The following is an 18550-nucleotide window of genomic DNA, read 5'->3' as shown; positions in this document are numbered from 1 at the left end:
CTGGCAAAGGATAAGTTCAAGGCGTCATTTACCGGAGGTCCACCATGCTCAATCCTGAATCCCTGTCCGATACGCCCGTGCTGGTCGACCCGGCGTCGAAAGCGTTTCAGAGCCTGCTGGATAAGCTGGCGCCAACGGAAGCCACCGTACTGATCGTCGGCGAAACCGGCACCGGTAAAGAGGTGGTTGCCCGCTATCTTCATCATCACAGCACACGTCGTCACCAGCCGTTTCTCGCCGTTAACTGCGGCGCGTTGACCGAAAGCCTGGCGGAAGCTGAACTCTTCGGCCATGAAAAAGGCGCCTTTACCGGCGCGGTGCAGAGCCACCCCGGCTGGTTTGAAGCCGCCGAGGGCGGGACCCTGCTGCTCGATGAGATCGGCGAACTGAGCCTGCCGCTGCAGGTCAAGCTGCTGCGCGTGCTGCAGGAGCGGGAAATTACCCGCGTCGGTTCGCGCAAGGCCATCAAAGTGAATGTGCGGGTCATCGCCGCCACCCATGTCGATTTAGCTCAGGCGATCCGCGAACGCCGCTTCCGCGAAGACCTCTACTACCGTTTGAATATCGCCATCGTGCCGCTGCCGCCGCTGCGCCAGCGCCGCCAGGATATTCCCCAGCTGGCCAATCACTTTTTAACGCTGTATGCCCGCCGGCTGGGTCGTCCGACCCGCCGCCTGGCGCCGGAAACGCTGGCGAGGCTGATGGACTATCCGTGGCCCGGCAATATCCGCGAACTGGAAAATACGTTACATAACGCGGTTCTGCTCAGCAAAGAGGAGGAGATTACGCCCGCGCAGCTGCGGCTGAGCACGTTGTACGATACGCCGACGACAACCACCGATAATGAACTGGATAGTTTTATCTATCAGCAGCTTAACCAGCCAGGCGAGGCACTGTGGGAGCGCATCACCGGGGCGCTGATCCGCGGAGCGATGGCCCACTGCGATGACAACCAAAGCCAGGCGGCGGCGCTGCTGGGCATCAGTCGCCATACCTTACGTACACAGCTGGCCAACATTGGACTGATTAAAAGCCGTCGGCGGGTAGAGACCACGCAGCGCCCGCTGTCGGCCGCCGTTTCCGCCGACCGCGAGTTACGTATCGGCTATCAGCGTTTTGGCAATCTGGGCATTTTAAAGGCCCGACAGAGCCTGGAAAGCGCCTTCGCCCATCTCGGGGTCAGCGTGCTGTGGAGCGAATTCCCTGCCGGGCCACAGCTGCTGCACGCCCTCGCCTGTCACGAAATTGATTTTGGCACCACCGGCGAAGCGCCACCGGTCTTTGCCCAGTCCGGCAACAGCGAGCTGGTGTACGTAGCGTGGGAACCGCCCGCGCCGCAGAGCGTGGCGATGGTTGTCCCGCAACATAGCGCGATCCGCACGATTGCCGACTTGCGCGGGAAGCGTATTGCGTTGAACAAAGGGTCAAACGTGCACTGGCTGCTGTTGCAGATTCTCGAGGAGGCGGGGCTGGGCTTAAATGACGTCAGGATTGTCTACACCCCGCCCAAATACCCGCTGACCGCCAGCGACTATCTGGCGGTGGATGCCTGGATGATGTGGGATCCGCTGTTAAGCGACGCCGAACACACCGGGGAGTTGCGGGTGGTAGCCAACGGCGAAGGTCGGGTGCACAACCATCAGTTCTACCTGTCGCGCCGCGACTACGTAACGCGTCATGGCGATATCATGCAGCGCCTGCTGCACGAGCTGACGCAAACCGGGCAGTTTATCGATCGTCGACGGGATGAAGCCGCCGGGCTGCTGGCGGCGGAGCTGGGGATTAACGTCGCCTCGCTGTCCCTGGCGTTGGCCCGCCGCAGCCATCGCCCGCGGATGATGGACCTCAAAGTGATCCGCGCGCAGCAAACTATTGCCGACCGTTTTTATGCGCTGGGCCTGATCGGCAAGCCGGTTGCGGTCCGCGAAGCGGTCTGGTACGGCGAGGCCACCCACAGCGAACCGGGCCTGCTGCTGCACGCCGATTAAGCCTCTTTGCGGCGCATCTTCCCGAATCTCCCCGTGCCGATAGCCTCTCCGCCACGGCAATGATACCCTTAAGGTTCTGTGAATAAGGGCCTGTTTCGCCAGGCTCGCCAGGAGGTATCTGTGGCCGTTCATCTGTTAATTGTCGACGCACTCAATCTGATCCGCCGCATTCATGCGGTGCAGGGGTCCCCCTGCGTTGACACCTGCCTGCACGCGCTGGAGCAGCTCATCGTTCATAGCCAGCCAACCCATGCCGTGGCGGTTTTTGATGACGAAGATCGCGCCCACGGCTGGCGACACCAGCGCCTGCCGGAATACAAAGCCGGGCGCGCGCCCATGCCGGAAACCCTCGAAGCCGAAATGCCCGCCCTGCGCGCGGCCTTTGAGCAGCGCGGGATCCGCTGCTGGGCTTTAGCGGGCAATGAAGCGGACGACCTCGCCGCTACGCTGGCAATCAAAGTCGCCCATGCCGGACATCAGGCGACGATCGTCTCTACCGATAAAGGCTATTGCCAGCTGCTGTCGCCGACGATTCTGATCCGCGACTACTTTCAGAAACGCTGGCTGGACGCCCCTTTCATCGCCAAAGAGTTCGGCGTCACGCCGGAGCAACTGCCTGATTACTGGGGGCTGGCGGGGATCAGCAGTTCAAAAGTCCCGGGCGTGGCGGGGATTGGCCCAAAGAGCGCGGCGCAGCTGTTAACGGAGTATCAGGATCTGGAGGGCATCTATGCTCAGCTGGCGAAGGTGCCTGAAAAATGGCGTAAAAAACTGGAAGAGCATAAAGAGATGGCATTTACCTGCCGCGAGATAGCCCGCCTGCAGACCGATTTACAGCTCGACGGCAATTTACAGCAGCTGCGGCTGGCCCCTCAGGCATAAACAAACCGACAGGGCGACGCTGGCATCGCCCTGTGCAGTGACCGCCTGAGGCACTACCACGCAGTATGATACAGGGTCATGATCTCCTCCAGGCTGGCCTCACGGGGGTTCCCCCCGGTACAGACATCAGCAAAAGCCGCCTGTGCCAGCGCCGGAATATCCTCTTTACGTACCCCAACGTCACGCAGATTTGGGGGAATACCGACATCGCGGTTAAGACGGAAGACGGCATCAACGGCGGACTGGCGCGCCTGCTCCAGACTCACGCCATCCACGTTCTCCCCCATTGCGCGAGCGATATCGCGGAACTTCTCGCCGCTGAAGTCGGCGTTGTAGCGCATCACGTGGGGTAACAAAATAGCATTCGCCACGCCGTGCGGGGTGTTGTAAAACGCCCCTAAAGGATGCGCCATACCGTGCACCAGCCCCAGCCCGACGTTGGAAAACCCCATGCCGGCAATGTACTGTCCCAGCGCCATCGCTTCGCCTGCCTGACTATCGCCGGCTACCGAATCTCGCAACGCGCCGGCAATCACCTCAATGGCTTTAATATGTAGCGCATCGGTCAGCGCCCATGCCGCCCGGGTGATGTAGCCTTCAATCGCATGGGTCAACGCATCCACGCCGGTCGCGGCTTTTAACGCCGGCGGCATGCCGTCCATCATATCGGCATCGATAAAGGCCACCTGAGGGATATCATGCGGGTCGACGCAGACGAATTTACGCCGCTGCGCTTCATCGGTTATCACATAGTTAATGGTCACTTCCGCCGCGGTTCCTGCGGTGGTCGGAATGGCCATGATCGGTACCCCCGGATTGCGGGTCGGCGATAGCCCTTCCAGGCTACGCACGTCGGCAAACTCCGGGTTAGCGTGGATAATGCCGATCGCCTTGCAGGTATCCTGCGGCGAACCGCCGCCAATCGCGATCAGGTAGTCGGCGCCGCTGCGTTGAAACGCTCCGAGCCCCTCCTGCACCACGGCAATCGTCGGATTAGGGATCGCGCCGGAAAATATCTCCCAGGCCAGGCCCGCGTCATCCATCCTGCGCGTCACCTTGTCGACCACGCCGCATTGCGCCAGATTCTTATCCGTCACTATCAGCGCCTTGCGATATCCCCGACGGGTCACTTCATCGGTTAATGCCGCCACCGCTCCCCGACCGAACCATGCCGTCTCGTTTAAAATCATTCTGTTCGCCATCGTCGCCTCCCGCTCGCTTTGCGAATCACTCTTCGATACGTAACCCATAGGTTTTGAATTTTTCCAGTACGATGGCAATGGCCTCGTCGTCCAGCACCGGTACAGGATCGACGATCGCCAGGGTACTGAGATAGAGTTGAGCCAGAACCTCGACTTCATGCGCCAGCCACAGCGCTTTTTCCAGATTCTCTTCACAGGCAATCAGGCCATGGTGCTGCAGCAGCGTCGCTTTGCGATGCTTTAACGCCACGGCGACAAACTCTGACAGTTCGCGAGTCCCAAAGGTGGCGTACGGCGCACAGGGAATGGAGTTCCCTCCGGCAGCGGCGATCATGTAGTGGATCGCCGGGATCGGGCGATTGAGGATCGACACCGCCGTGCAGTGCACCGCGTGATTATGCACCACGGCCTGCGCATCGGGCCGGGTCTGGTAGGCGGCCAGATGAAAACGCCACTCGCTCGACGGCAGTTTCCCCTGCTCGTGCTGGCCGTTGGCATCGATCCACACAATGTGAGATTCAGTGAGTTTTTCATAAGGAATACCCGTCGGCGTAATCAGCATCCCCCCGTCATAACGCACGCTCACGTTCCCGGCGGTGCCCTGATTCAGCCCCAGTCGGGTCATTTCCAGGCAGGTATCAATAATCTGCCGCGCCAGTCTGTTCCGTTCCATTTATTTACCTCTCTCAGCGATTCAACACCGGGCCAACAGAAACGCTTTCGCGTTGCATTCCGGCCCTGTTGAGTCAGTTTTATATTTACTGGCTATCATCATATTGAATAATCAGAAAGGAATTTACATTCACGTATTCTGTGACCGCCATCAATTAATTTCCCTGGTTTAATCAGGCCGCAATATTTTTCAGCCGTGAAAAATGACCGTTATTATTTTTCTCGTTCTAAACGGGCAATTTAGATTGTCATTTAACAACTGACCGTTTTCACCACAATAAATTAAATCGGGCAACCATCCTGTGGCTTTTAAATTAATTTCACTCAAACGGTCATTGTTTTACAGAAATTAAAGTGATAGCAATCACATAAAACCACCGTTATTGGGTGAAGTGTGACCGTTATCATATTAAAAGACCTTTTTTATTTGAAAATGACCTCATGAGTTCATTCACACCCCCTAATTATTCAAGAGACGCTCTCGCGGCGGGATGAGAATAACGAGGACGTCGGCACAGGAACTCACCCGGTTGCCGGTCTGGTGAGTCATACCAACCGCACGCCTGAGATGCTGAACACGCTTCTTAACTGATGAGGATGCTATGGGAAATACAACAATACAAACGCAGAGTTTTCGCGCGGTGGATGTCGGTCAACGTCAGCGCTACATTATTCCATTCGCCTTGCTGTGCTCATTATTTTTTCTTTGGGCTGTCGCCAATAATCTCAATGATATTTTACTGCCCCAGTTTCAACAGGCCTTTACATTAACCAACTTCCAGGCTGGTCTGATTCAGTCGGCATTTTATTTTGGCTACTTTGTCATTCCGATCCCCGCCGGAATACTGATGAAGAAACTCAGCTATAAAGCCGGGATCATTACCGGGTTATTTTTGTATGCTTTCGGCGCTGCGCTATTCTGGCCCGCTGCTGAAATTATGAATTATACGTTATTTCTCATCGGGCTTTTTATTATTGCCGCCGGTCTCGGGTGTCTTGAAACGGCAGCAAACCCTTTCGTCACGGTATTAGGCCCGGAAAGCGGTGGTCACTTCCGTCTAAATCTGGCGCAAACCTTTACCTCTTTCGGCGCCATTATTGCAGTTGTATTTGGGCAAAGTCTTATTTTGTCTCATGTGCCACATCAATCGCCGGAGGTGCTCGATAAAATGGCGCCTGACCAGCTCAGCGCCTATAAACACAGCCTGGTCCTGTCGGTCCAGACCCCGTACATGATTATCGTCGCCGTGGTGCTGCTGGTCGCTCTGCTGATTATGCTGACAAAATTTCCGGCTCTGCAAAGCGACGACCACAGTGAAAGCGAACCCAGCTCCTTCGTGGCCTCATTCAGCCGCCTCGCCCGCATTCGCCACTGGCGCTGGGCGGTACTGGCGCAGTTCTGCTACGTCGGCGCGCAAACCGCCTGCTGGAGCTATCTGATCCGCTACGCCATTGAAGAGATTCCCGGCATGACCCCAGGTTTCGCCGCCAACTACCTGACCGGCACGATGGTGTGCTTCTTTATTGGCCGCTTTAGCGGGACCTGGCTTATCAGCCGCTTTGCCCCGCATAAAGTCCTTGCCGCCTACGCCCTGCTGTCGATGGCGCTGTGCCTGATCTCCGCCCTGAGCGGCGGGCATATCGGCCTGCTGGCCCTGACGCTGTGCAGCGCGTTCATGTCCATTCAGTACCCGACCATTTTCTCTTTGGGGATCAAGAGCCTGGGACAGGACACCAAATACGGATCGTCGTTTATCGTCATGACCATTATTGGCGGCGGGATCGTCACGCCGGTGATGGGCTTTGTCAGCGATGCCGCCGGCAACATCCCCACCGCAGAACTGGTTCCGGCACTGTGCTTTGCCATCATCTTTATTTTTGCCCGTTTCCGCTCACAAGCGGTAACGAACTGAACATTTTCCGAATAACGTGAGGAGTCTGTAATGAAAAGAATCAGCTTACCCAAAATTGGTATTCGCCCGGTGATTGACGGACGTCGTATGGGAGTACGCGAGTCGCTGGAAGAGCAGACCATGAATATGGCAAAAGCTACCGCCGCGCTGATTAGCGAGAAACTCCGTCATGCCAGCGGCGCGCAGATTGAATGCGTGATTGCCGACACCTGCATCGCCGGCATGGCGGAATCCGCCGCCTGCGAGGAGAAGTTCAGCAGCCAGAACGTCGGCGTGACGATCACCGTGACCCCTTGCTGGTGCTACGGCAGCGAAACCATCGACATGGATCCGCTGCGCCCGAAGGCCATCTGGGGATTTAACGGCACGGAGCGCCCCGGCGCCGTCTATCTGGCCGCCGCGCTGGCCGCCCACAGTCAGAAAGGGATCCCGGCGTTCTCGATCTACGGCCATGATGTCCAGGATGCCGACGACACCACCATCCCGGCCGACGTTGAGGAAAAGCTGCTGCGTTTTGCCCGCGCCGGGCTCGCCGTTGCCAGCATGAAAGGGAAAAGCTATCTCTCCGTGGGTGGGGTTTCGATGGGCATCGCTGGCTCCATCGTCGACCATAACTTCTTTGAATCCTGGCTGGGGATGAAGGTCCAGGCGGTTGATATGACCGAACTGCGCCGCCGCATCGACCAGAAAATCTATGATGAAGTCGAGCTGGAAATGGCGCTGGCCTGGGCGGATAAAAACTTCCGCTACGGCGAGGACCAGAACGCGCAGCACTATAAGCGCGATGAAGAACAGAGCCGCGCGGTGCTAAAAGAGAGCCTGCTGATGGCGATGTGTATTCGCGACATGATGCAGGGCAACAAGAAACTGGCAGAAAAAGGGCTGGTCGAGGAGTCGCTGGGCTACAACGCCATCGCCGCCGGCTTCCAGGGTCAGCGCCACTGGACCGATCAATATCCGAACGGCGACACCGCCGAGGCGCTGCTCAACAGCTCCTTCGACTGGAACGGCGTACGTGAGCCTTTTGTCGTCGCTACCGAGAACGACAGCCTCAACGGGGTAGCGATGCTGATGGGCCACCAGTTGACCGGTACCGCGCAGGTATTTGCCGATGTGCGCACCTACTGGTCGCCGGACGCGGTTGAGCGCGTGACCGGCCAGCCGCTCACCGGGCTGGCGGAACATGGCATTATTCACCTGATTAACTCGGGCTCCGCCGCGCTGGACGGTTCCTGCAAACAGCGGGATGAAGAGGGCAAACCAACGATGAAACCGCACTGGGAGATTTCGCAGAAAGAGGCGGATGCCTGCCTGGCGGCAACCGAATGGTGTCCGGCGATTCATGAATACTTCCGCGGCGGCGGCTACTCCTCACGCTTCCTGACCGAAGGCGGAGTGCCGTTTACCATGACCCGGGTCAACATCATCAAAGGTCTGGGACCGGTGCTGCAAATAGCCGAAGGCTGGAGCGTCGAGCTGCCAAAAGCGATGCACGACCAGCTGGATGCCCGCACCAACTCCACATGGCCCACCACCTGGTTTGCCCCGCGCCTCACCGGCAAAGGCCCGTTTGCCGACGTCTATTCGGTGATGGCCAACTGGGGGGCTAACCATGGCGTGCTGACTATCGGTCACGTCGGCGCTGACTTTATTACCCTGGCGGCCATGCTGCGGATCCCGGTCTGCATGCATAACGTGGAAGAGGGCAAAATCTACCGTCCGTCCAGCTGGTCCGCCCACGGCATGGACACGGAAGGCCAGGACTACCGCGCCTGTCAGAACTACGGTCCGCTGTATAAACGTTAATGGCTTTGCCCGGTGGCGCAAGCTTACCGGGCCTACGGGCACGTCAGCCGTAGACCGGATAAGCGCAGCGCCATCCGGCGACGTTTATGGAGTTAATATGAAAAATGAAGTCATCCTCGTCCTCGACTGCGGCGCCACCAACGTGCGGGTTATCGCCGTCGATCGTCAGGGTAAAATTGTCGCCCGAGCCTCAACCGCCAACGCCAGTGAGCGCGCCGCGGAGAACCCCGCGTGGCACCAGTGGTCGCTGGAGGCTATTTTGCAACGCTTCGCCGACTGCTGTCAGCGCCTCTCGGCCGAACTGGCCGCGTGCCGGATTCGCGGCATCACGGTGACCACCTTTGGCGTTGACGGCGCGCTGGTCGATGAGCACGGTACGCTGCTCTACCCGACGATCAGCTGGAAATGCCCGCGCACGCTCGCAGTGATGGAGAACATCGGACAGCTGATCGCCCCGCAGCGCCTGCAGGAGATCTCCGGCGTCGGGGCATTCAGCTTCAATACCCTGTATAAACTGGTGTGGCTGAAAGAGCATCACCCGCAGCTGCTGGCAAAGGCCCACGCCTGGCTGTTTATCTCCTCGTTGATCAATCACCGTTTAACCGGCGCCTTCACGACCGATATCACCATGGCGGGCACCAGCCAGATGCTGGATATTCATCGGCGGGATTTCAGCCCCGAGATTCTGGAGGCTACCGGGATACCGCGTCGACTGTTCCCGACGCTGGTCGAAGCGGGCGACAGGATAGGTTCGCTGCGCCACGATGCCGCTGCGCAACTGGGGCTTCCCGCCGGCCTGCCGGTGTTCTCCGCCGGCCACGATACGCAGTTTGCGCTGTTTGGCGCCGGTGCTCAGCAGGATGAACCGGTGCTCTCCTCCGGTACCTGGGAAATCCTGATGGTACGTAGCGGCGAGGTCAACACCGCCTTGCTCAGTCAGTATCCCGGCTCAACCTGCGAGCTGGACAGTCTGGCCGGGCTGAGCAATCCCGGGATGCAGTGGCTGGCCTCCGGGGTGCTGGAGTGGGTTCGTCAGCTGCTCTGGACGCCCCAAACGCCCTGGCAAACGCTGATTGATGAGGCGCGGCTGATTCCCGCCGGCGCAGAAGGCGTGAAGATGCAGTGCGACCTGCTGGCCTGCCAGCATGCGGGCTGGCAAGGCGTCACGCTCAATACGACCCGCGGCCATTTTTATCGCGCGGCGCTGGAGGGGTTAACCAGCCAGCTGAAAAATAACCTGCGCACTCTGGAAAATATCGGCCATTTTAAGGCCAGAGAACTGCTGCTGGTCGGCGGCGGCAGTCGCAATGTGCTGTGGAATCAAATCAAAGCCAACATGCTCGATATACCGATTAAGGTGCTGGATGACGCCGAAACCACCGTGTCAGGGGCTGCGATGTACGCCTGGTCTGGCGCCGGCGAGTTTGCCAGCGCCGGGCAGGCCCGATCGCAGGTCCACTATCAGTACCGCTACTTCTACCCGCAAACCGAACCCGAACTGTCAGAGGGAGTATGAAATGTTAAAAACAATCTCTCCGCTCATTTCCCCTCAACTCCTCAAGGTCCTCGCCGAGATGGGTCACGGGGATGAGATTATTTTTTCTGATGCGCACTTCCCGGCCCACAGCATCGGGCCACAGGTGCTGCGCGCCGATGGCCTGCAGGTGAGCGATCTCTTACGCGCGGTAATTCCGCTGTTTGAGCTCGACAGCTATGCGCCGCCGCTGGTCATGATGGCGGCGGTCGAAGGCGATACGCTCGACCCGCAGGTGGAAATGCGCTATCGCGACGCCCTCTCACCACAGAGTCCATGTCCGGATATCGTCCGTATCGACCGCTTTGCCTTCTATGAGCGGGCGCAAAAAGCCTTTGCGATCGTTATCACAGGCGAACGCGCTAAGTACGGGAATATTCTTTTAAAAAAAGGGGTAACGCCGTAATCTCATGCCGGAGCGTCCGCCTGATGCGGACGCTCATCGAATGACAGGGTGAGAACATGAAAGCGGCACGCCAGCAAGCGATAATAGACCTGCTGATCAACCATAGCAGCCTGACGACGGAAGCCTTATCGCTACAGCTCAACGTCAGTAAAGAGACGATTCGTCGCGATCTGAGCGAGCTGCAGTCGCGGGGAAAAGTGCTGCGTAACCACGGTCGGGTCAAAATCATTCATCGGGAAAGCCAGGACAGCGGCGACCCTTTCCATATTCGCCTCAAAAGCCACTATGCCCATAAAGCGGATATCGCCCGCGGCGCCCTGGCCTGGATTGACGAAGGGATGGTGATTGCCCTCGACGCCAGCTCCACCTGCTGGTATCTGGCCCGCCAGCTGCCGGATATCAACCTGCACGTCTTTACCAACAGCCAGCCGATTTGCCAGGAGCTGAGCAAACGCGAAAACATTCAGCTCACCTGCTCCGGCGGCACGCTCCAGCGCAAATATGGCTGCTACGTCAGCCCTTCGCTGATCTCACAACTCAAATCGCTGGAGATCGATCTGTTTATTTTTTCCTGCGAAGGTATCGATAGCCACGGCGCGCTGTGGGATTCAAATACGGTGAACGCCGATTTTAAATCGCTGCTGCTCAAACGCGCGGCGCAATCGCTACTGCTGATCGACAAAAGTAAGTTTAATCGTTCGGGGGAGGCCAGGATTGGTCATCTGGATGATGTGACACACATTCTTTCTGACGCGCAGATAGCGGCAAAATAACCGGCGGGACAAGAGAACCCGGATAACGCTGCCGTTATCCGGGACACGACGCGAGCTTAGCGTTCGTCGCGACGACCGCCAACGGCCGCCCACAGGCGACGGACGTGAACGGTCACCTCTTCACGATCGTGATACAACTGACGCGCCTGGATCTGGGCATTAATCCCGTGTTCATCCAGCTGTTCCTGGATATAGGCAAGGTTGCGCGACAGCTCCTCATAGCGCTTTTTCATCGGCAGCTTAAGGTTAAAGATGGTTTCCCGGCACCAGCCGTTCACCAGCCACTGCGCCATCAGCGCCGCTACTTTCGCCGGTTTCTCCACCATATCGCACACCATCCACGAGATGTTGTTGCGCGTTGGCCGATACTTGAAGCCATCTTCACGCAGCCAGGTCACCTGCCCGGTATCCATCAGACTCTGCGCCATCGGGCCGTTATCCACGGAGGAGACCCACATATTGCGTTTCACCAGCTGATAGGTCCAGCCGCCGGGGCAGGCCCCCAGATCCACCGCATACATCCCGTTGCCCAGACGCTCATCCCACTCATCTGCCGGGATAAAGACGTGAAACGCCTCTTCCAGCTTCAGCGTAGAACGGCTCGGCGCATCAGACGGGAACTTCAGACGCGGGATCCCCATATAGAACGGCGAGTTGTTGGTGGTGTACGAGTAACCGGTATAGCAGCAGCCGGGGGCAATAAAGAACACATGCACCACCGGACGCTTCGGCGTTTCATAGTTGGTGAGCACGCCCGCTTCACGCAGCGCCGCGCGCAGCGGAACCGTCAGTTTACGGCAGAACTTCATCAGCTCTTTGCTTTCATTGGTATCGGCCACTTCCACCCGCAGATCGCCGCCCTTCTCGACCACGCCCTGCAGCATCCCGACAATCGGCGTGATGCGATCTTCCGGCGGCAGGTCGCGCAGCAGTTCGCCGGCCACAAACATCTGACGGGCGAAAACCAGCGAGCTGAACGGCAGTTCACGCACCAGTTTGTCGCCATCTTCCATCTGATAGCATTCAAAAATGACATAGCCAGAGTCTTCTTTCACTCGGGCAAAACCAAACACCTCAAGGCGGGAGGCCTTATCAGTAATTTCTGCTGCGCACTCCTTCTCAAACCCGGGGCGACAATAGAGGACAACCTTATTCATGAACAACGCCCTTACGTTTCAGACGAATTGCACCAATTAACATTAAAACCCAACCGGCGAGGAAGCTCACGCCTCCTACCGGCGTCACGAACGCCCACAGGCGTAAATGCGACAGCGCCAGGCAGTAGAGACTGCCGCTGAACAAAACGGTACCGAGCGCCATAAAGACGCTACTCCAGTAGAACCAGATACTGATACGGCGCTGCATCGCCACCGCCAGACCAAAAATAGCCAGCGTATGGAAGGCCTGGTACTCAAGCCCGGTATGAATCCAGGCCATTTCCGCCGCGCCTAACGACCGGCTTAATACATGCGCGCCAAAGGCGCCCAGAGCAACAAAGACGAAACCGCTTATCGCGGCAAATATCAGCATAAATCGGCTGGTCATGTTTTTACCCTACAATCATTTATTGTTCGTAACGAAAACGAAATTTTTCTTGTTCGCTCGCCGCTTTCGCCAGTATCCATTGCCGGAAGGCGGCTATTTTACCCAGTTCAGCCTGACTGTCATGACAAACGAGATAAAACGCATTCTTACTGACCAGAACATCATTAAACGGGCAGACCAACCGGCCGGCCTCGATCTCGGACTGGGACATCACATTATTGGCCAGGGCGACCCCTTGCCCGTGAATAGCCGCCTGCAGCACCATCGCGCTGTGGCTGAAAATAGGCCCCTGCTGCACATTAATATGGCTTAGACCAAGCTGACGGGTATAAGTTTGCCAGTCGCGGCGGGAAGCATCGTGCAACAGCGTATGTTGCGCCAGATCCGCAGGTGTTTTCAATGCCTTGTCACCGGTCAGCAGCGCCGGAGAACAGACGGGCAGCAGATATTCGGCGTACAATTTTTCGACGCGCAGACCTGGCCAGTTGCCGCGGCCATAGAAAATCGCCACGTCGACGTCATCCGCCAGTTTGTCCTCCTGACGGTCCACGGCCTGGATTCTGACATCAATCCCCGGATAAGCTGAGTTAAAGCTTGAGAGTCGCGGCACCAGCCACTGGATCGCAAAACTGGGCAGTAAACTTACCGTTAAGGCCCCTTTCGCGCTTCGGGCCTGTAGTTTACGCGTCGCCTCGGTCAGCTGCGAAAAAATCTCTTTAATATCCTGAAAATAGCTCTGGCCTTCTTCCGTCAGCAGCAGCGATCGATTGCGGCGGCGAAACAGCTTCAACCCTAGAAAATCCTCTAGTGACTTGATTTGGTGACTTACTGCGGCCTGCGTCACAAAAAGCTCATCTGCTGCGCGAGTGAAGCTTAAGTGACGTGCGGCTGCATCAAAAACACGTAATGCATTCAGGGGCGGTAATCGCTTTGACATGGTTATTCTGGCTTAGATGTTAAGGCGTTTTAACAAACAGGAAACAACAGTTAACCTATTAGTTTTTTTTATCTGAGCCATTATAATTTGTCCGTTGAGGTTCTACCAGCAAATACCTATAGTGGCGGCACTTCCTGAGCCGGAACGAAGAGCTTTTTTTGGAATGCGTGTTCCAACAAGCTTTTGGCTTACGGTTGTGATGTTGTGTTGTTGTGTTTGCAATTGGTCTGTGTTTGCAGACCATGGTAGTAAAGCTACCCTTTTCACTTCCTGTACATTTACCCTGTCTGTCCATAGTGATTTAATGTAGCACCGCAACATGCGGTGCTTTTTTTTGCCTGTCTGCCGCCGCGCTGACCTGAATCTCCTCCTCTCTTCCTTTCGCCAGCCTTGCCCTGATGACTAAATTGCGCGACGATCGTCGTATTGCAACGAGGAATTCCATGAACGCATTCAATCCTGCTCACTTTCGCGCCCAGTTTCCTGCGCTGGCCGATGCCGGCGTTTACCTTGATAGCGCCGCGACGGCGCTGAAGCCACTCGCCGTCATCGACGCCAGCGACCAGTTTTACCGCCTCAGCGCAGGCAACGTTCATCGTAGCCAGTTTGCCGCCGCCCAGCGCCTGACTGAACGCTATGAAAATGCCCGCGAACGCGTGGCGGCGCTGCTCAATGCCCCGTCCGCGAAAGATATCGTCTGGACGCGCGGCACCACCGAAGCCATCAATATGGTGGCGCAGAGCTATCTTCGCCCGCGCCTGCGGCCCGGCGATGAAATCATCGTCAGTGAAGCGGAGCACCATGCCAACCTGGTTCCCTGGCTGATGGTCGCAGAGCAAACCGGCGCCCGGATCGTGAAGCTGCCCGTCGCTGCCGATCGCCTGCCCGACGTCGCCCTTCTGCCTTCTCTTATTACGCCGCGCAGTCGGCTGCTGGCCATCGGCCAGATGTCCAACGTGACCGGCGGCTGCCCGGACCTGGCGACGGCAATCCGCCATGCGCATGACGCCGGTATGGTGGTGATGGTTGACGGTGCTCAGGGGGCGGTTCATTTTCCCGCCGACGTTCAGCGGCTGGACATCGATTTTTATGCGTTTTCCGGCCATAAGCTGTACGGACCAACGGGTATTGGCGCGCTGTACGGCAAAAGCGCGCTGCTGGATGCCATGTCGCCCTGGCTCGGCGGCGGCAAAATGATTACCGAGGTCACCTTCGCCGGGTTTGCCACTCAGCCGGTTCCCTATCGCCTGGAAGCCGGGACGCCAAATATTGCTGGCGTCATTGGCCTGAGCGCCGCGCTGGAGTGGCTGGAGGAGACCGATATCGCCCAGGCCGAAAGCTGGAGCCGTAGCCTGGCGACGCTGGCGGAAGATGAGCTGGCGAAGCGGCCTGGCTTTCGTTCCTTCCGCTGTCAGGAGTCCAGCCTGCTGGCGTTTGACTTCGCCGGAGTACATCACAGCGACATGGTAACCCTGTTGGCGGAGTCGGGTATTGCGCTGCGTGCCGGACAGCACTGCGCCCAACCGCTGCTGGCGGCACTGGGCGTTAGCGGTACCTTGCGCGCCTCGTTTGCCCCCTATAATACTCAGGATGATGTTTACGCGCTGGTGCATGCCGTTGACCGCGCCCTGGAAATACTGGTGGATTAATGACGACTTCTCATCCTTTTGGTACCAGCATCACCGAAGAGACCTTACGCCAGACGTTTATTCCGCTCAGCCAGTGGGAAGATAAATACCGCCAGCTGATTTTATTGGGTAAGCGACTGCCTGCGCTGTCGGATGACCTGAAAGAACGGGCCAAAGAGATTGCCGGATGTGAAAACCGCGTCTGGCTGGGCTATACCGTTGATGATGACGGTAAGCTGCACTTCTTCGGCGATAGCGAAGGTCGGATTGTGCGCGGTATGCTGGCGGTGCTGCTCACGGCGGTAGAAGGAAAAAGCGCCGCCGATCTGCTGGCTCAGGATCCGCTGACGCTGTTTGATGAGCTGGGGCTGCGCGGTCAGCTGAGCGCCTCGCGCAGTCAGGGACTGAGCGCGCTGAGCGAAGCGGTGCTCGCCGCCGCTCGCGAGGCTTAATTACTCTTTTAACCTCCCCCGGCGGCGCTGCGCTGACCGGGGCTACAGTCAGCGCCGTATCATAGCCCGGGCAAGGAGTTCGCCGCCCGGGTACACCTTCCCCCGGCGGCGCTGCGCTTACCGGGGATACAGTCAGCGCCGTATCGTAGCCGGGCAAGGAGTTCGCCGCCCGGGAGAATTACCCGGCAGAAGCCGCTTCACGCTCCGCCTTCGCCAGCATTTTCTTCAGCGCATGGGACACGGCGACAAAACCGAAGGTCGCGGTGACCATCGTCGCTGCGCCAAATCCGGAGGCGCAATCCATCCGTTTCGGGCCCTCGGCGGTGCTCTTCATGGCGCAAACGCTGCCGTCGGCCTGCGGATAGACCAGCGCTTCGGTGGAAAAAACGCAATCCACGCCAAGCTTACCTTTGCTGTTCTTCACCACCCCGAACTGACTCTTCAACCGCTCGCGCAGCTTTGCCGCCAGCGGATCCTGGATGGTTTTCGCCAGATCGGCTACCTGAATCTGCGTCGGGTCGATTTGCCCGCCCGCACCGCCGGTGGTTACCAGCGGCACCTTATAACGGCGACAATACGCGATTAACGCCGCCTTGGGACGTACGCTGTCAATCGCATCGATCACATAGCTGAAGCCGACGCCGAGATACTCAGCAACGTTTTCCGGCGTGACAAAATCGTCCACGACCGTTACCCGACACTCGGGGTTAATCAGGCGAATACGCTCGGCCATCACTTCGGCTTTCGCCAGCCCGACGTTGCCCCCCAGGGCATGAACCTGTCGGTTAGTGTTAGTGACGCAGACATCATCCATATCAATCAGGGTAATCGCGCCAATTCCGGTTCTTGCCAGCGCTTCCGCCGCCCAGGAGCCCACGCCGCCGATACCGACGACGCAAACATGCGCATCGGCAAAACATTGCAGCGCTTTTTCACCATATAAACGCGCCGTGCCGCCAAAGCGTTGACGCCAGGCATCGCTGATTACAACAGACATAAAACCTCAGAATGCATCGGGGCCTGCCAGCGCAAGCCCCATAGTGCGAATAAAAGATCAATGCGACCGCCAGGCGACCCCGGAGACGGCGCGTTGCGCCGCTCCGGGCGACAAACTACCAGACGGTAGCGCGTTAACCGCTAAAGACGTTGCCGGCGCCCGGCGCATTTTTCAACACCCAGACGCGACCATAGTGGTTATACCAACCGGCACGATGACCGGCGTCTGCTCCGATCCCCTGGTAGATATCAAAGTGCTGGCCTTTAATCGCCCCACCCACATCCAGCGCGACCATCAGACGCAGCTCGTACTGCCCGTTAAACTTGCCGCTATTATCCAGCAGAGGCACTTCCGCCAGCAAGGTCGTTCCCGGCGGAATAATACTGCGGTCGGAAGCCACCGAGGCACGACCAATCAGTGGCACCGCGCTGGCGCCTTTTACCGGGGCAAAAGACTGTGGTTTAAAGAAGACGAACGACGGGTTCTGTTCAAGCAGCTCGCGAACTTCGGCTTCACTGTGTTTCTCACCCCATTCACGGATCGCCTGCATCGACATATCTTCTTTCTTCACTTCACCGCGATCGATCAGGACTTTACCAATGCTGCGATATGACCAGCCATTTTTCCCGGCATAGCTAAAGAAGTTCAGCGGAGAGCCGTCGCCAAAATCAATATAGCCGCTGCCCTGCACGTCCATAATAAAGTTGTCCATCAGCGAGTTGCTGTAGGCCAGAATATAGTCGTCGCTCAGGGCGCCGGCATAAATGCTGGCGCGGGACGGCAGCTTACCGCGCTTCGGCGGCATGCGATAAATCGGGTACTGGAATTCGCCCTGGCGAGTATGGCGCGCCTGCACCACCGGAGTGTAGTAACCGGTGAACTGAACGTTGCCATAGCTATCGGCGCCCTGCATCTGCCAGGCATCAATGCCGAACTGGCTCAGAGTGCGGGTATCGCCACCGGCGCGCAGCCACTCCTGCAGCGCGTTATAGACGTTGCTCTGGCTATTATAAAGGCGCGGTGAGGCGCTGCGAATCTGACGGACCTGCTCGGAGAAGTCCCCGGCGTTAATTGGCGAACCAACCGCATCAGGCTGGTTAACCAAAGAGAACGGTTGGGTCAACTTCCCTTCATTATACTGCTGACCGCGATCGGTCGGTTTTGAGGAACAGGCGGCGAGCATCGCCAGCATTGCTCCTGTCGCTATATACTTTGCCCAACATCCTTTCATGGTATCTCTTCTTTATGCTGCTTAGTCGCGGTTCGTGATGAGGGAAGATAACAAACCCCCAGGGCTATTGAAATGCGCGAAAGCACCACAAATACAATCTTGCTCAAAAAACAAGCCGAAAATGGTTCTTTATACACCGTTTATTACAAATTTGATGATTTTACTGAAAAAGGGTTGCATCAAAACGCGAGCGGAGTATAGTGCGCTTCCACGGACGCGGGGTGGAGCAGCCTGGTAGCTCGTCGGGCTCATAACCCGAAGGTCGTCGGTTCAAATCCGGCCCCCGCAACCAATTAAAATCAGATAGCAGTAAGCTTTACTCGATGGAAGAGTAAAGACGGACGCGGGGTGGAGCAGCCTGGTAGCTCGTCGGGCTCATAACCCGAAGGTCGTCGGTTCAAATCCGGCCCCCGCAACCAATTTAAAATCTGATGCATAATTTACTCGATGAAGAGTAAAGACGGACGCGGGGTGGAGCAGCCTGGTAGCTCGTCGGGCTCATAACCCGAAGGTCGTCGGTTCAAATCCGGCCCCCGCAACCAACACAATGAACACCCTGACGGGTGTTTTTTTGTTTCTGCGCA

General features: G+C 57.6%; 16 protein-coding genes and 3 tRNA genes. 12 read left to right on the top strand and 7 right to left on the bottom strand.

Annotated elements, in window-relative coordinates; genetic code table 11:
* Positions 1 to 44 precede the first annotated feature (44 nt).
* Positions 45 to 1988, top strand: coding sequence for a sigma-54-dependent Fis family transcriptional regulator (locus AC007G_RS07025; RefSeq protein ID WP_032690928.1), 1944 nt, complete (start codon positions 45 to 47; stop codon positions 1986 to 1988).
* Positions 1989 to 2108: 120 nt separating this feature from the next.
* On the top strand, positions 2109 to 2870 hold the full coding sequence (xni, locus tag AC007G_RS07020; protein WP_032690927.1) for a flap endonuclease Xni: 762 nt from the start codon (positions 2109 to 2111) through the stop codon (positions 2868 to 2870).
* Between the two features lie 53 nt (positions 2871 to 2923).
* On the opposite strand, the gene fucO is transcribed toward xni, so the two are convergent.
* Positions 2924 to 4072: a lactaldehyde reductase gene (gene fucO / locus AC007G_RS07015; protein ID WP_049266558.1), complete on the bottom strand. Its 1149-nt coding sequence runs from the start codon at positions 4070 to 4072 to the stop codon at positions 2924 to 2926.
* A gap of 25 nt (positions 4073 to 4097) precedes the next feature.
* Entirely contained in the window at positions 4098 to 4745 is a 648-nt protein-coding gene (gene fucA / locus AC007G_RS07010) for an L-fuculose-phosphate aldolase (protein WP_032690925.1), read from the bottom strand.
* Between the two features lie 601 nt (positions 4746 to 5346).
* On the opposite strand from fucA, the gene fucP reads away from it, so the two are divergent.
* The 5 genes from fucP to fucR all read left to right on the top strand — a co-directional run bounded on the left by fucP (position 5347) and on the right by fucR (position 11176).
* The gene (gene fucP / locus AC007G_RS07005; RefSeq protein ID WP_479466575.1) at positions 5347 to 6657 is read left to right on the top strand and encodes an L-fucose:H+ symporter permease; all 1311 of its coding nucleotides are present in this window, start codon (positions 5347 to 5349) and stop codon (positions 6655 to 6657) included.
* Positions 6658 to 6687: 30 nt separating this feature from the next.
* Positions 6688 to 8463: an L-fucose isomerase gene (fucI, locus tag AC007G_RS07000; RefSeq protein ID WP_032698873.1), complete on the top strand. Its 1776-nt coding sequence runs from the start codon at positions 6688 to 6690 to the stop codon at positions 8461 to 8463.
* Between the two features lie 97 nt (positions 8464 to 8560).
* Positions 8561 to 9979, top strand: a complete 1419-nt coding sequence (gene fucK, locus AC007G_RS06995; protein ID WP_032690922.1) for an L-fuculokinase — start codon at positions 8561 to 8563, stop codon at positions 9977 to 9979.
* Between the two features lies 1 nt (position 9980).
* Complete coding sequence (fucU, locus tag AC007G_RS06990; RefSeq protein WP_032690921.1) at positions 9981 to 10403, top strand: L-fucose mutarotase; 423 nt, start codon at positions 9981 to 9983, stop codon at positions 10401 to 10403.
* Between the two features lie 56 nt (positions 10404 to 10459).
* Positions 10460 to 11176, top strand: coding sequence for an L-fucose operon activator (fucR, locus tag AC007G_RS06985; RefSeq protein WP_032690920.1), 717 nt, complete (start codon positions 10460 to 10462; stop codon positions 11174 to 11176).
* A 56-nt stretch (positions 11177 to 11232) separates the two neighbouring features.
* Here fucR and rlmM read toward each other — a convergent pair whose 3' ends face one another.
* Genes rlmM through gcvA form a run of 3 tightly spaced genes read right to left on the bottom strand, consistent with a single transcriptional unit; the run spans position 11233 to position 13658 of the window.
* A complete protein-coding gene (gene rlmM / locus AC007G_RS06980) occupies positions 11233 to 12333 on the bottom strand; it encodes a 23S rRNA (cytidine(2498)-2'-O)-methyltransferase RlmM (RefSeq protein ID WP_004867036.1) in 1101 nt (366 codons plus the stop codon).
* Complete coding sequence (locus AC007G_RS06975; protein WP_032690919.1) at positions 12326 to 12721, bottom strand: DUF423 domain-containing protein; 396 nt, start codon at positions 12719 to 12721, stop codon at positions 12326 to 12328. Before AC007G_RS06975 ends, rlmM begins: the two co-directional genes overlap by 8 nt.
* A gap of 19 nt (positions 12722 to 12740) precedes the next feature.
* The gene (gene gcvA, locus AC007G_RS06970; RefSeq protein ID WP_015585849.1) at positions 12741 to 13658 is read right to left on the bottom strand and encodes a glycine cleavage system transcriptional regulator GcvA; all 918 of its coding nucleotides are present in this window, start codon (positions 13656 to 13658) and stop codon (positions 12741 to 12743) included.
* A 443-nt stretch (positions 13659 to 14101) separates the two neighbouring features.
* On the opposite strand from gcvA, the gene csdA reads away from it, so the two are divergent.
* Both csdA and csdE read left to right on the top strand, forming a co-directional pair.
* Positions 14102 to 15307 carry a cysteine desulfurase CsdA gene (gene csdA / locus AC007G_RS06965; protein ID WP_047663432.1) on the top strand — a complete coding sequence of 402 codons (1206 nt, stop codon included), beginning with the start codon at positions 14102 to 14104 and terminating at the stop codon, positions 15305 to 15307.
* Positions 15307 to 15738, top strand: a complete 432-nt coding sequence (csdE, locus tag AC007G_RS06960) for a cysteine desulfurase sulfur acceptor subunit CsdE (protein ID WP_064384415.1) — start codon at positions 15307 to 15309, stop codon at positions 15736 to 15738. The genes csdA and csdE overlap by 1 nt, the downstream gene beginning before the upstream one ends.
* Positions 15739 to 15916: 178 nt before the next feature.
* On the opposite strand, the gene tcdA is transcribed toward csdE, so the two are convergent.
* A complete protein-coding gene (gene tcdA, locus AC007G_RS06955; protein ID WP_032690916.1) occupies positions 15917 to 16735 on the bottom strand; it encodes a tRNA cyclic N6-threonylcarbamoyladenosine(37) synthase TcdA in 819 nt (272 codons plus the stop codon).
* Positions 16736 to 16868: 133 nt separating this feature from the next.
* A complete protein-coding gene (mltA, locus tag AC007G_RS06950) occupies positions 16869 to 17966 on the bottom strand; it encodes a murein transglycosylase A (RefSeq protein ID WP_032690915.1) in 1098 nt (365 codons plus the stop codon).
* 215 nt (positions 17967 to 18181) lie between these two features.
* Here mltA and AC007G_RS06945 point away from each other — a divergent pair.
* The 3 genes from AC007G_RS06945 (at position 18182) to AC007G_RS06935 (ending at position 18508) form a co-directional block, all read left to right on the top strand.
* A tRNA-Met gene (locus AC007G_RS06945) sits at positions 18182 to 18258 on the top strand.
* 50 nt (positions 18259 to 18308) lie between these two features.
* Positions 18309 to 18385, top strand: a tRNA-Met gene (locus AC007G_RS06940).
* A gap of 46 nt (positions 18386 to 18431) precedes the next feature.
* Positions 18432 to 18508: transfer RNA gene (locus tag AC007G_RS06935), tRNA-Met, on the top strand.
* Positions 18509 to 18550 lie beyond the last annotated feature (42 nt).

Source organism: Klebsiella sp. CSG-1 (genome assembly GCF_056521145.1).
Note: the sequence above shows the minus strand (reverse complement) of the source record. Positions and strands in the feature narration are given on the sequence as shown.

Coding starts and splice junctions, on each gene's coding strand:
- AC007G_RS07025 (WP_032690928.1), top strand. CDS start 45: ATGCTCAATCCTGAATCCCTGTCCGATACGCCCGTGCTGGTCGACCCG.
- fucO (WP_049266558.1), bottom strand. CDS start 4,072: ATGGCGAACAGAATGATTTTAAACGAGACGGCATGGTTCGGTCGGGGA.
- fucA (WP_032690925.1), bottom strand. CDS start 4,745: ATGGAACGGAACAGACTGGCGCGGCAGATTATTGATACCTGCCTGGAA.
- fucP (WP_479466575.1), top strand. CDS start 5,347: ATGGGAAATACAACAATACAAACGCAGAGTTTTCGCGCGGTGGATGTC.
- fucI (WP_032698873.1), top strand. CDS start 6,688: ATGAAAAGAATCAGCTTACCCAAAATTGGTATTCGCCCGGTGATTGAC.
- fucK (WP_032690922.1), top strand. CDS start 8,561: ATGAAAAATGAAGTCATCCTCGTCCTCGACTGCGGCGCCACCAACGTG.
- fucU (WP_032690921.1), top strand. CDS start 9,981: ATGTTAAAAACAATCTCTCCGCTCATTTCCCCTCAACTCCTCAAGGTC.
- fucR (WP_032690920.1), top strand. CDS start 10,460: ATGAAAGCGGCACGCCAGCAAGCGATAATAGACCTGCTGATCAACCAT.
- rlmM (WP_004867036.1), bottom strand. CDS start 12,333: ATGAATAAGGTTGTCCTCTATTGTCGCCCCGGGTTTGAGAAGGAGTGC.
- AC007G_RS06975 (WP_032690919.1), bottom strand. CDS start 12,721: ATGACCAGCCGATTTATGCTGATATTTGCCGCGATAAGCGGTTTCGTC.
- gcvA (WP_015585849.1), bottom strand. CDS start 13,658: ATGTCAAAGCGATTACCGCCCCTGAATGCATTACGTGTTTTTGATGCA.
- csdA (WP_047663432.1), top strand. CDS start 14,102: ATGAACGCATTCAATCCTGCTCACTTTCGCGCCCAGTTTCCTGCGCTG.
- csdE (WP_064384415.1), top strand. CDS start 15,307: ATGACGACTTCTCATCCTTTTGGTACCAGCATCACCGAAGAGACCTTA.
- tcdA (WP_032690916.1), bottom strand. CDS start 16,735: ATGTCTGTTGTAATCAGCGATGCCTGGCGTCAACGCTTTGGCGGCACG.
- mltA (WP_032690915.1), bottom strand. CDS start 17,966: ATGAAAGGATGTTGGGCAAAGTATATAGCGACAGGAGCAATGCTGGCG.